The following is an 11,834-nucleotide window of genomic DNA, read 5'->3' as shown; positions in this document are numbered from 1 at the left end:
GAACAGGTCTTTTCCTCAAGGCATCGGCGTGATTGTCGCCTAGCTGACAGTGCCGTGATCGGCGGCCGGGCATGATCGGGCCACCCTAACGGAGGAACAACAATGAAAAGCCTCGTTGATCATCTCAGTCAATACGCCGCCTACCACCGCGACCCGCGCAACATTGCCAGCCACTTTATCGGCATTCCCATGATCGTACTGGCGGTGGCGGTGCTGCTGTCCCGTCCCACCTGGCCACTGGCGGGGATGGTGGTGTCGCCGGCCGTGCTGCTGGCCCTGGCCTCGGCCGTGTTCTACCTGCGCCTGGAGTTGCGCCTGGGCGTGTTGATGAGTGTGCTGATGGGTCTGTCGGTCTGGGCCGGGCAGGCGCTGGCAGCACAAAGCACCGGGCTCTGGTTGAGCAGCGGCCTGGGCCTGTTCGTGATCGGTTGGGTGATCCAGTTCATCGGCCATTACTACGAGGGCCGCAAGCCGGCCTTTGTCGATGATCTTTCCGGGCTGATTGTCGGCCCGCTGTTCGTGGTGGCCGAACTGGCGTTCCTGCTGGGGCTGCGCCATGACTTGAAGCAGGCGATCGAGCAGCGCTCGGGCCCCGTGGCCCTGCGCCAGAAAAAAGCCATGATCTGAAGTCCCCGGCCGGGCGTGCCGACTGCACGCCCGGCCAGGATGGGTCACAAGCCGCCAAACTCCACTCGCACCGTCAGTGCGCCCTGGTTGTCCTGCAGGCCGACACCATAACGTCCGTCCAGGTCGTCATTGATGCACAGCTGCAACTCTCCTCGCTGGCCCGCCGGTATCTGCGCCAGATCGCCGATCAGAAAGGGCGTGCCAGCGCTCCCGACGCGCCCGATCAGCGCCCCCTCATTGGCCCCAGGCAAGGTATAGCCGGACTTGGCGATGTAGGCCGGATTGCCCCGGCCGTCCACCATGCCCCCCGCCGGGCTGGCAGACCAGTGCCCGCTGACGTAGCACACCCGCTGCGCACTGATCCCATTGAGTTGCACCCCGGTGCCTTGCCAGGGCTGATTGGCCTGGACCATCACGGTACTGGCCTTGAGCTCGTTGGCGAGCACATCGGCGGCCTGGAACGCCAGCGCGGCGATGGTCAGGCTCGGGTTGGAGGTGCCGCTGGTGGGAAACACCCCGTCTCCCACCAGGAACAGATTGCGGTGATCCCAACTGCGTTGATGCTTGTCCACCACAGAGTTCCTGGGATTGGCCCCCATGCGGTAAGTCCCCATCAGGTGTCCGGCGCCCTGGAAGCTGTAGGGCTCGCCGTCGTAGACGAAGAACCCGGGGTTGGTCTTGGGGTCCGGCTTGAGGTCCGTGAGCTCGGTGGCCCCCAGCAACTCGGTGATGATGTAGGTGGCGGCCTGCCGGGCCTGTTTGAAACCCTCCTTGGTGTAGTCCGACAGGTTGTAGTGAATCTCCGGACGGGGGATGCCCAAACGGTCCTTGTACTCGGTGGAGGGAACTATGTAGCAGTCGGCCCGATCCGGGTCCTGCTCCACCTGTTCCACCAGAAAAGCGATGCGGAACTGGCGGATCAGGCGGTCGTTGAGGGCACGGATCAAATCACCGCCATACAGCGCCAGGGGCGGTTGCTTGTCCCCCGGCAACGGGTTGGTGTGGCTGTTGTTCTGCCCGTCGATCAGGTCGCACACCGTGGTGTAGGGATCGCCGATCGGCCAGTTCAGGCCCTCGTTGCCGATCTCGATGCGCCAAGCCGCCCGGCGGCTGCGAAAGGCCCCATCGCGCAGGCTCTCGATGCCCGCCGTGGACACCGGCCCACGATAAGGGAACACCGTCTGCCCCGGCGGCATCAGCCCCCAGGCCAGGTAGATCGGGTGGTCCGACAGGCTGCGACCGACCTGACCACTGCTGTTGGCCACGCCCTGGGGTGCCTCGGGACAGGCTGAGTTGAGCAACAGCTTGGGGGTCTCGATGGCGTGGGCAGCGATCACATAGTGCTGCCCGAGGGCCACGCCATTGGCGGTGGGCGGGCCGTCCCCCAGCTGGTACTGGATGAACTCGATACCGCTGATGCTGGACTTGCCATCGACCCTGACCTTGCTCGCCACACTCTTGTACAGCACCCGGACATTGCCGGTCTCCAGCGCCTTGTTCAGGGTCACCGTGGCATCGTATTTGGCCTGGATCGGGCAGATCGGCGTGCAGTTGGTATTGCCCGCACAGACCCGGCGCCCGGCGTAAGGCTCGGAGTTGCGCCCGGCCGGCGTCGGGCTCACCAGCAGCGGCATGCCGGCGAACGAATGGCCCTTGAGCGCCTTGACGAAACGCTCGTCCACCAGGGACAGCGGAATGCTGTGCATGGGGAATTGATAATCCTCGGGAAAGGTCATGCCCAGGTAGTCCTGGTCACCCACATCCGCCGCCACGCCGATCTCCGCCTCGGCGCGGCAGTAGGCGCTTTGCAGATCCTGGTAGCCGATGGGCCAGTCGACCCCGACGCCGTACAGCGACTTGAGGCGAAAGTCATTGGGCAGCATGCGCAGGCAGGTGGCGACCCAGTGCCAGGTGGTGCCGCCGCCCACGCGCTCATAGGTGCTGGTGAAGGCCAGCGGGCCTTTCTGCACCAGATAGCTGGTCTGCGGGTTCTGCCAGCCGTTGATCAGGTCGGCAATGGTCGGCCGTGGCGCATTCTGCTGGGCCGGCTGCAGTTCCGGATAAAGCTGCGGCTGCAGGTTGCTGGCCGGAGGATAGGGCGACTCCGGGGTCTTCAGGGTGGCGTTGTAGAAGCGCTCCATGTATTGCGTGCGATTGGCCGGAATGCTCGGCCCGGACTCCAGCACCAGGACCTTGATCCCGGCCAGACCCAGTTGATAGGCAATGATGCTACCGGCCAGGCCGGCGCCGACTATCACCACATCCGCTTGTTCTGTGCTCATGACGAAGCTCCTTGCTGCCCCTTGGCGGGTACACCGGTAAAGGCCTCCAGGCTCGGCGGCGTCTCGTTCCAGTAGCCGAAATGAAACTGGCTGTAGCCCATGGGATGAGCCTGGGCGACCTTCCAGGCCCAGCTTTGCTGGTACGCCAGGTCGGACACGACCCACTGTTGCCCGGCCTTGAAGCTGCTGGCGTCATAAGGCTGGTACCAGACCCCCAGCAGCCACATTTTCATGATCGAACGACAGGCCTTGGCCGCAGGTGTGGCCGCTGGCTGGCCGTTGTCCATCAGCAGCGCCCGGGCGATCTGTTCCGGGCTCTGCTGGTCAGCCACCAGGCTGGCGTACTGGCTCAGCAGGTCATTGAGTTGGGCCTCGGTCAGCTTCGGGCGGATATAGGCCAGAAACTGGCTGGGCAGGTCGATGGGGTCGATCGACGGCGCCAGCAAGGCCTTGCCGATCCCCAGCAACGCCGTGGACAGGCCGACAAAGTTCTCACGCTCGGTGCTCATGGTTTGCTCCCTGCGGCGCCAGTGGATTGGGCACGCTCCAACAGATAGGTGAAGTCGGCGAAAGTGGTGCGGGGGTTCTGGGTGACCCGGGTCGTCGCGTTGTTGTGGCAGTCCATGCAACTGGAGGACGCCTGGGGCACCGTGCCCTGGATAAAGGTTTCCAGGGTGGCGTTGGCGAGGAAGGTCGGGGCCGGGCTGCCCAGGGGGTTGGTCGGCGACGGCGTCTCGCAGTCCGTGGCCGGATCGGCGGGCCATTGGGTGTCGATCATCTGGTAGTTGGCCCAGACACTCTGAGGGTTGGCCGTGCGCAGCAGCGCCTGGTAGGTGCTGTTCAGTGCCTTGGCGGCCTCGGTCAGCGGGATCTCGCGGACAATTTGCGACGGCGTGGCCTTGACCGCCGGGTTCCAGGGCCGGGGCGGTGGCTCGTTGACCTTGGCCGGGCTGGCAGCGTTGTAGAACAGGTACGGACCTTTGCGCTGCTCCGGTGGGGTGGTTTTTTCCGGCACATTGTCCACGTGTTCGAAGGTCGACCAGACCCACTGCGGCGCCAGTGCGGTCTTGTGCACGATATGCAGGCCCACCAGCCCCACCGACTCCGCCTTGCACGACTCTTCCACGATGGGCCCATGGGTCGGGTCGCTGTTGCCGGGGGTATAGACCAGGGCATCCACCGTATGGAAGCGGCTGCGCTGGTCGTTGCCGTCCAGCACCTTCCACGAGGCCTTGACCATGATTGCGCCGAGTTTCTGGTGGGGATTGGAGCTGCAACTGAAGGCCACGCGGTTGTTCGGGCTGGCGGCGAAATACGCCTGCTGGCCCTGGACGCTGTACAGGCCCTTGTCGACGATATCGTTGAACATCGGCCGGTTGACCACGATTTCGTTGCGGGTGTAGGTGCCGCTCTGGTCCACCAGCGGGCCGCTCTGGAACGGCTGGATGAACTCATCGAGGACACCCGCGACCTTGCCCATCTGTTGCAGCAGGCGCCCGGATTTGAGCCCTTCACAGGGCTTGGGAAGAATCGCCGGGGCATCCCAGGCCAAAGGCTTCTCGCCCTTGGCCCGGAAGATCTGATAGCTCTCTTTCCAGCCTTCCCAGACGGTGGGGCCGTCCTCCTTGCCGATGGGCCCGATGCCGGGACTGCCGTCGTCCTGGGCCGGCCAGTTGAGGGCGATGAAGGTCTGCCAGGACAGCACGTCAAAATCCCGCTGCAGGCTTTCCAGGGTTGGTGTCGGGGGGGCAGTCACTGCGACGTCGTAGGGTATGTGCGAGGACAGGTCAGGGGGCGCGAGCGCCAGGGCCATAGGGCTGAGCAGTGCACCGCATAGTGCACAACCGAACCTCGGACCGGGCCGATGGAGTTCCTTTTTCATGCTTGTCTCCTTGGCATCAGGCTGGCCAGGAGACAGAACGCCGGTCCTTCAAGGACTCTTCAATTGCGCCCTCCTGGCACCATTTCCAGAGTAGATAAGGAATGTTGCGGCCAGGGGACGGGCCATAGATCGAATCGAGCTAGCAGCAATAGCCGAACGCCATCACCCACCCTCGATACGCGACATCCTCTGCGTAGGAGCCGGCTTGCCGGCGAAGAGGCCTTCAAAGCCGGGTGCAAACCTGGAGGACGCTTTCGCTGGCAAGCCAGCTCCTACAGGACGCGAGGTTGAGGAGAAATACTGCGGCCAACAATCAAGCCCCCGTAGGAGCCGGCTTGCCGGCGAAGAGGCCTTCAAGCCGGGTGCAAACCTGGAGGACGCTTTCGCTGGCAAGCCAGCTCCTACAGGACGCGAGGTTGAGGAGAAATACTGCGGCCAACAATCAAGCCCCCGTAGGAGCCGGCTTGCCGGCGAAGGGGCCTTCGAGCCAGGTGCAAACCTGGAGGACGCTTTCGCTGGCAAGCCAGCTCCTACAGCAGGCGTGATGTCGGCGGGGTCAGAGGCTGGTGTGCTTCTGCCAGACCTTGGGCTTGAAGAACAGGGTCTCGCCACGGGCCAGGCCGATCAGGCTGTCGTGGTCCTTCACCACTTCGGCTTCGATCAGCTCGCTCTGGCCTTCGACCTTGAGGGTCACCCGGGTGGTGGCGCCCAGGGGACGGATGTCGCGCACTTCGGCGGCGTGATGGTCTTCCAGTTCCGAACGCGACAGCGACACTTCGTGGGGACGGAACAGCACGTGCTGGTCCTCGCCCAGGTGCAGGCGGTTGGAGTCGCCGAGGAAGTGGTAGACGAAGTCGCTGGCCGGGTTCTCGTAGACCTCGCCCGGGGAGCCGATCTGCTCGATCACACCCTTATTCATCACCACGATGCGGTCGGCCACTTCCATGGCTTCTTCCTGGTCGTGGGTAACGAACACCGAAGTCAGGTTGATGTCTTCGTGCAGCCGCGCCAGCCAGCGCCGCAGCTCCTTGCGCACCTTGGCGTCGAGGGCGCCGAAGGGCTCGTCCAGCAGCAGCACCTTGGGCTCCACCGCCAGGGCGCGGGCCAGGGCGATACGCTGGCGCTGGCCGCCGGACAGCTGCTCCGGGTAGCGGTCGGCGAGCCAGTCCAACTGCACCATGTTCAGCAGTTCATGGACCTTCTCGGCGATCTTGCTCTCGCTGGGGCGCTGGTGCTTGGGCTTCATGCGCAGGCCGAAGGCGACGTTGTCGAACACGCTCATGTGGCGGAACAGGGCGTAGTGCTGGAACACGAAACCGACGTTGCGATCACGCACGTCGTGGCCGGAAACGTCCTCGCCGTGGAACACGATGCTGCCGTCGTCCGGTGTTTCCAGGCCGGCGATGATCCGCAGCAGGGTGGTCTTGCCACAGCCGGACGGGCCCAGCAGGGCCACCAGCTCGCCGCTCTGGATATCCAGGTTGATGCTGTTCAGAGCCTTGAAGGCGTTGAAGTTCTTGCTGACGTTACGGACTTCGATCGACATGAGTTATTCCTCCGCGGCGCTGGCGCGCAGGCGGTTGATTCGGGATTCGCTCCACTGCTTGAGCAGCAGGATGAACAGCGCAAGGATCAGCAACAGGCTGGCGACGGCAAACGCGGCCACGTGGTTGTACTCGTTGTAGAGGATTTCCACGTGCAGCGGCAGGGTGTTGGTGACCCCGCGAATGTGCCCGGATACCACCGACACCGCGCCGAATTCGCCCATGGCCCGGGCGGTACAGAGCACCACGCCATAGATCAGGCCCCATTTGATGTTGGGCACGGTGACGTGCCAGAACATCTGCCAGCCGTTGGCCCCCAGCAACCTGGCGGCCTCCTCTTCCTGGGTGCCCTGCTCCTGCATCAGCGGAATCAGCTCCCGGGCGACGAAGGGCACGGTGACGAAGATGGTCGCCAGGACGATGCCCGGCAAGGCGAAGACGATCTGGATGTCGTGAGCCGAAAGCCACGGGCCGAACAGGCCCTGGGCGCCGAACATCAGCACGTAGACCAGGCCGGCGATCACCGGCGATACCGAGAACGGCAGGTCGATCAGGGTCACCAGGATGCTCTTGCCGCGGAACGAGTACTTGCTCACGCACCAGGCGGCGCTGACCCCGAACACCAGGTTCAGGGGCACCGAGATCAGCACCGCGATCACCGTGAGTTTGAGCGCCGACAAGGCGTCGGGCTCGAAGATCGCCTCGAAGAAGGCGCCGATGCCCAGCTTCAAACCCTGGGACACCACGATGAACAGCGGCAACAGCAGGAACAGGGCGAAGATCAGCCAGCCCAGGCCAATCAACACCCGTCGCGAGGTGGCGCTGCCACGGCGGGCGGCGTTGGCCGACGAGGCGGCGATAGACGATTGAGACATGGATCGCGCCTCCTTATGGACGTTCGATGCGCCGCTGCAGCAGGTTGATCAGCAGCAACAGGACAAAGGAAACCACCAGCATCAGCACGCCGATGGAGGTGGCGCCGGTGTAATCGTACTGGTCGAGCTTGACCATGATCAGCAACGGCAGGATCTCGGTCTTCATCGGCATGTTGCCGGCGATGAAGATCACCGAACCGTACTCGCCGACGCCCCGGGCGAAGGCCAGGGCAAAGCCGGTGAGCCAGGCCGGCAGCAAGGCCGGCACCAGGATATGGCGGAACACCTGCCAGGGCTTGGCGCCAAGGCAGGCGGCGGCCTCTTCCACCTCTCGGGGGATGTCCGCCAGCACCGGCTGCACCGTGCGCACCACGAACGGCAGGGTGACGAAGGTCAGCGCCAGGGTGATGCCCAGGGGCGTGTAGGCGATCTTGAAGCCCAGGTCGGTGGCGAACTGGCCCACCAGGCCGGTGGGCGCGTAGAGCGCCGTCAGGGCGATGCCGGCCACCGCGGTGGGCAGGGCGAACGGCAAGTCGATCATGGCGTCGATGATCTTGCGCCCGGGGAAGGTGTAGCGCACCAGGACCCAGGCCAGCAGGGTGCCGATGACGCCGTTGATGATGGCCGCGTACAACGCGGTGCCGAAACTCAGCTGGAGTGCGGCGAGCACTCGGGGCGCCGAAACGATTGCCCAGAACTGTTCCCAGGTGAGTTGCGCGGCATGCACGAACATCGCCGCCAGGGGAATGAGCACAATCAGGCTGAGGTACACCAAGGTGTAGCCCAGCGTCAGCCCGAAGCCGGGTATGACGGGGGAGATACGACGCGACATAAAAGTCCTTGGTTAACGGAACGGATACGCAAAGCCCGCAACCAAATGCGGGCTCTACCTGGTAGGAGCCGGCTTGCCGGCGAAGGGGCCTGCAGCCTGGTGTGGCCCTAGAGGGCGCCTTCGCTGGCAAGCCAGCTCCTACAACAGGCTTATTGGGCCGTGTAGATCTGGTCGAACACGCCACCGTCATTGAAGAATTTCGGTTGGGCAGTTTTCCAGCCGCCGAAGTCCTTGTCGATAGTCACCAGGTCCAGTTTGGGGAACTGCTGGGCGTATTTGGCGGCGACGTCCTTGTCCCGCGGACGGTAGAAGTTCTTCGCGGCGATTTCCTGGCCGGCCGGGCTGTACAGGTGCTTGAGGTAGGCCTCGGCGATCTCGGTGTTGCCTTTCTTCTCGGCGTTCTTGTCCACCACCGCCACTGGCGGCTCGGCGAGGATCGACAGCGAAGGCACGACGATGTCGAACTTGTCGGCGCCGCCTTCTTCCTTGAGGGCCAGGAAGGCTTCGTTTTCCCAGGCCAGCAGCACGTCGCCCTGACCGTTGTTGACGAAGGTGATGGTCGAGCCGCGGGCACCGGTGTCCAGCACCGGTACGTGCTTGAACAGCTCCTTGACGTATTCCTGGGCCTTGGCCTCACTACCGCCGGCCTTCAGCCCATAGGCCCAGGCAGCGAGGAAGTTCCAGCGCGCGCCGCCGGAGGTTTTCGGGTTGGGGGTGATCACCGAGACGTCTTTCTTGATCAGGTCGCCCCAGTCCTTGATGCCCTTGGGATTGCCCTTGCGCACCAGGAACACGATGGTCGAAGTGTAGGGCGTGCTGGCGTCGGGCAGGCGTTTTTGCCAGTCCGCCGGCAGGGTCTTGCCGAGCTTGGCGATTTCGTCGATGTCACCGGCCAGGGCCAGGGTCACCACGTCGGCGCGCAGGCCGTCGATCACCGCCCGGCCCTGTTTGCCGGAACCACCATGGGATTGCTGGATCTTCACGTTGTCGCCGGGATGCGATTGCTTCCAGAAGCTGGTGAACTCGGCGTTGTAGTCCTGGTACAGCTCGCGGGTCGGGTCGTAGGACACGTTGAGCAGCTCGTAATCCTTGGCAACGGCGGAACCGGCAAAAACGGCGCTGGCGAGGGCGGCCAGGGCATAACGGCGAATCGACGACATGATGGAGCTCCCGAAATTTTTTAAAGTGCTGGCATTTTTCTTATGGCGAATCAGGCCCGCATTCGTGGGCGAATGCTGGGGTTCAGACTGGGGGTCATGGATGACGCCCTCCGGTTGTCCAGTCGGGCCTCTCGATGGCGAGAGGGTGATGCGGTATTGCGCGAGGCGGCTTTAGCCGGGCTTGTGGCCGGGCTGTTGCAGGCGGAATTTTTCCTTGCGTTCGATCTGCACGACCTGGGCGTTGTGCACGGTGATTTCCACCGCGCCAAAGCGCAGGTCGCGCAGGGCGCTTTGAATTTCACGCAAGATGGTTGCTTCGTCCTGGCCGTCAACGCTACGTAGAGATGCGCTCATGGTGCTGCTCCTGAGTGAGATGTGCCTGGCAGTGGCGGCACTGCTTGCGGCGTGGGAGCAATAGTAGATAGGCGCGGATATTCTTAAAAATACTGTTTAAGAATGTTTATATAACCAGAAAATATTATTCGACCTGACAGCAGCTTAGCCCCTGTAGCCGCTGCCAAGCTTTCGCGAGGCTGCGACAAGGCCCGCAGGGCCTTGCCTGGCGATCGATAGACGAACCCTTGGCGTCCTGACATCGCCGCGACCGCTGCGTCGGAGTGCCGCCCAACTCGTTCGCAGGCTCAGCAGCGGCTACAGGGGATCAGCGGATGGCGGGGGCATTGCTCCAGTCGAGCTGCTCCGCCGGCATCGGCCGGCCGAACCAGTAGCCCTGCCCCAGGTCGCAGCCGTGTTCGAGCAAGAAGCGCGCCTGCTCGGCCTGTTCGATGCCTTCGGCATGCACCTGCATGCCCATGCTCTGGGCCAGGGCGATGATCACCCGGGAGATGGCCGCATCGTCTTCATCGAACGGCAGGCCGGCGACAAAGCCCTGGTCGATCTTGAGTTTCTGCACCGGCAGACGCTTGAGCCGCAGCAGGGACGAATAGCCAGTGCCGAAGTCGTCGATGGCCAGGCGAATGCCCAGCTCGCGCAGCCGGTGCATCTGTTCCAGGGCCACTTCCGGGTCATCCATCACCGCGCTCTCGGTGACTTCCAGCTCCAGGTAGGCCGGGTCCAGGCCGGTGTCGTGCAGCACCTGGGCCACCTGCTGGTACAGCTCGCTGCGGGCGAACAGCCGGGTCGAGACGTTCACCGCGATGAACGACAGCGTCACCCCATCGGCCTGCCACTGGCACATCTGCCGGCAGGCCTGCTGCATGACCCAGGCATCGATCTCGGCAATCATCCCGGTGCGCTCGGCGATGGGGATGAATTCCGCCGGGGACACCAGGCCACGCTGGGGATGCTCCCAGCGCACCAGGGCCTCGACACCGATCAGGTGGCTGGTTTCAAGATCGTGCACCGGCTGGTAGTAGACCCGCAGTTCCTGCTGCTCCAGGGCCCGGCGCAGCTCGAAGGCGATTTCGACCCGTTGCTGGGCATGGGCGGTGAGTTCTTCGGTGTACAGGGCATAGCCGTTGCGTCCGGCACTCTTGGCCTTGAACAGCGCCGCGTCGGCGTTGCGCAGCAGCTGGCTGGCGCTCAGGGCATCGCTGGGAAACAGGCTGATGCCGATGCTGGCGTTGATCACCACCTGCTGCTCGCCCAGCAAAAAAGGCTCCTTGAGGCCGTCGATGATGCGCTGGGCCAGGGCGGCGGCCTGCACCAGCTGCGGGCAGCTTTCGGCCAGTACCGCGAACTCGTCGCCCCCCAGCCGTGCCAGGGTGATGCCCTGCCCGGACAGGTCCCCCAGGCGCTCGGCCACCGCCTTGAGCAACTGGTCGCCGACGTTGTGGCCAAGGCTGTCGTTGATCATCTTGAAGTGATCGAGGTCGATCATCAGCATGGCGCAGCCGCGCTTGTGGACCTGCGCCGAGGCCAGGGCCTGTTCGGCACGGTCGGTGAACAGCAGGCGGTTGGGCAGGTCGGTCAGCGGATCGTGGTGGGCCAGGTGCGCCAGTTCGTGCTCGGAATCCTTGATCGCGCTGATGTCGGAGAACACCGCGACATAGTGGGTGAGCTCGCCCTGTTCATCACGGATCGCGCGAATGCTCTGCCACTGCGGGTAGATCTCGCCGCTCTTGCGCCGATTCCAGATCTCGCCGCTCCACTCTCCGGTTTTCTCCAGCGAGTCGAACATCGCCTTGTAGAAGTCCGCCGAATGATGGCCGGACTTGAACAGGCTCGGCTGACGCCCCAGCACCTCTTCGCTCTGGTAGCCGGTGATCTCGATGAAGGCGCGATTGACGTGGACGATCTGGCCCTGGGTGTCGCTGACCAGTACCCCTTCGCGGGTGCAGTCGAACACCGCCGCCGCCTGGCGCAGGCGCTCGCGATCCTTCTGTTGATGGCGCAACCAGCGATCGGCCCCCATGACCCGCAACAGGCGGGCCCGGGCAAAGAAAATCAGCACCGCGCTGACCAGTGCCCAGGCGTAGCCACTGACCTGGTGCCAGTGCGCCTGATCGGTGAATCCATCGAAGAAACTGCTCAGTAAATAACCACTGAACTGCAGCCAGATCAGGGACAGCAGCAGATAGAGCAGCGCGGCACGCAAGCCATTGCGATAAGAAACCGACATAAGTCCGTCTATTTCCACACGAAAAGTTCGGGATTATAGAGGAAGAAACAT

Annotated in this window: 10 protein-coding genes; 1 reads left to right on the top strand and 9 read right to left on the bottom strand. The window is 63.8% G+C overall.

The genetic code is table 11. The annotated features are described in order from the left end of the window. Window positions 1-102 precede the first annotated feature (102 nt). On the top strand, window positions 103-627 hold the full coding sequence (locus POS17_RS01005; RefSeq protein WP_060836969.1) for an Mpo1 family 2-hydroxy fatty acid dioxygenase: 525 nt from the start codon (window positions 103-105) through the stop codon (window positions 625-627). A gap of 44 nt (window positions 628-671) precedes the next feature. Here POS17_RS01005 and POS17_RS01000 read toward each other — a convergent pair whose 3' ends face one another. From POS17_RS01000 to dibA, 9 genes are all read right to left on the bottom strand, one after another. Beyond that, complete coding sequence (locus POS17_RS01000) at window positions 672-2,909, bottom strand: GMC family oxidoreductase (protein ID WP_060836968.1); 2,238 nt, start codon at window positions 2,907-2,909, stop codon at window positions 672-674. Further along, entirely contained in the window at window positions 2,906-3,418 is a 513-nt protein-coding gene (locus POS17_RS00995; protein ID WP_060836967.1) for a sorbitol dehydrogenase, read from the bottom strand. Before POS17_RS00995 ends, POS17_RS01000 begins: the two co-directional genes overlap by 4 nt. Beyond that, entirely contained in the window at window positions 3,415-4,722 is a 1,308-nt protein-coding gene (locus POS17_RS00990) for a hypothetical protein (RefSeq protein WP_060836966.1), read from the bottom strand. The genes POS17_RS00995 and POS17_RS00990 overlap by 4 nt, the downstream gene beginning before the upstream one ends. Window positions 4,723-5,347: 625 nt before the next feature. Further along, complete coding sequence (locus POS17_RS00985) at window positions 5,348-6,337, bottom strand: sulfate/molybdate ABC transporter ATP-binding protein (protein WP_060836965.1); 990 nt, start codon at window positions 6,335-6,337, stop codon at window positions 5,348-5,350. A gap of 3 nt (window positions 6,338-6,340) precedes the next feature. Next, window positions 6,341-7,210 carry a sulfate ABC transporter permease subunit CysW gene (gene cysW, locus POS17_RS00980; RefSeq protein ID WP_060836964.1) on the bottom strand — a complete coding sequence of 290 codons (870 nt, stop codon included), beginning with the start codon at window positions 7,208-7,210 and terminating at the stop codon, window positions 6,341-6,343. A gap of 13 nt (window positions 7,211-7,223) precedes the next feature. Beyond that, a complete protein-coding gene (gene cysT, locus POS17_RS00975) occupies window positions 7,224-8,042 on the bottom strand; it encodes a sulfate ABC transporter permease subunit CysT (RefSeq protein WP_060836963.1) in 819 nt (272 codons plus the stop codon). A gap of 149 nt (window positions 8,043-8,191) precedes the next feature. Next, on the bottom strand, window positions 8,192-9,202 hold the full coding sequence (locus POS17_RS00970) for a sulfate ABC transporter substrate-binding protein (RefSeq protein ID WP_060836962.1): 1,011 nt from the start codon (window positions 9,200-9,202) through the stop codon (window positions 8,192-8,194). A 171-nt stretch (window positions 9,203-9,373) separates the two neighbouring features. Beyond that, window positions 9,374-9,556: a sulfur starvation response protein OscA gene (gene oscA, locus POS17_RS00965; RefSeq protein ID WP_016965985.1), complete on the bottom strand. Its 183-nt coding sequence runs from the start codon at window positions 9,554-9,556 to the stop codon at window positions 9,374-9,376. A gap of 307 nt (window positions 9,557-9,863) precedes the next feature. Continuing rightward, window positions 9,864-11,783: a phosphodiesterase DibA gene (dibA, locus tag POS17_RS00960; protein ID WP_060836961.1), complete on the bottom strand. Its 1,920-nt coding sequence runs from the start codon at window positions 11,781-11,783 to the stop codon at window positions 9,864-9,866. Between the last annotated feature and the right edge of the window lie 51 nt (window positions 11,784-11,834).

This window comes from Pseudomonas sp. Os17, assembly GCF_001547895.1.
GTDB lineage: Bacteria > Pseudomonadota > Gammaproteobacteria > Pseudomonadales > Pseudomonadaceae > Aquipseudomonas.
This window is presented reverse-complemented; position numbering and strand designations above follow the sequence as displayed.

What these genes read in the sequence shown, in the direction of transcription:
- POS17_RS01005 (WP_060836969.1), top strand. Translation starts at nt 103, where the DNA reads ATGAAAAGCCTCGTTGATCATCTCAGTCAATACGCCGCCTACCACCGC.
- oscA (WP_016965985.1), bottom strand. Translation starts at nt 9,556, where the DNA reads ATGAGCGCATCTCTACGTAGCGTTGACGGCCAGGACGAAGCAACCATC.
- cysW (WP_060836964.1), bottom strand. Translation starts at nt 7,210, where the DNA reads ATGTCTCAATCGTCTATCGCCGCCTCGTCGGCCAACGCCGCCCGCCGT.
- POS17_RS00990 (WP_060836966.1), bottom strand. Translation starts at nt 4,722, where the DNA reads ATGGCCCTGGCGCTCGCGCCCCCTGACCTGTCCTCGCACATACCCTAC.
- dibA (WP_060836961.1), bottom strand. Translation starts at nt 11,783, where the DNA reads ATGTCGGTTTCTTATCGCAATGGCTTGCGTGCCGCGCTGCTCTATCTG.
- POS17_RS00995 (WP_060836967.1), bottom strand. Translation starts at nt 3,418, where the DNA reads ATGAGCACCGAGCGTGAGAACTTTGTCGGCCTGTCCACGGCGTTGCTG.
- POS17_RS00970 (WP_060836962.1), bottom strand. Translation starts at nt 9,202, where the DNA reads ATGTCGTCGATTCGCCGTTATGCCCTGGCCGCCCTCGCCAGCGCCGTT.
- POS17_RS00985 (WP_060836965.1), bottom strand. Translation starts at nt 6,337, where the DNA reads ATGTCGATCGAAGTCCGTAACGTCAGCAAGAACTTCAACGCCTTCAAG.
- POS17_RS01000 (WP_060836968.1), bottom strand. Translation starts at nt 2,909, where the DNA reads ATGAGCACAGAACAAGCGGATGTGGTGATAGTCGGCGCCGGCCTGGCC.
- cysT (WP_060836963.1), bottom strand. Translation starts at nt 8,042, where the DNA reads ATGTCGCGTCGTATCTCCCCCGTCATACCCGGCTTCGGGCTGACGCTG.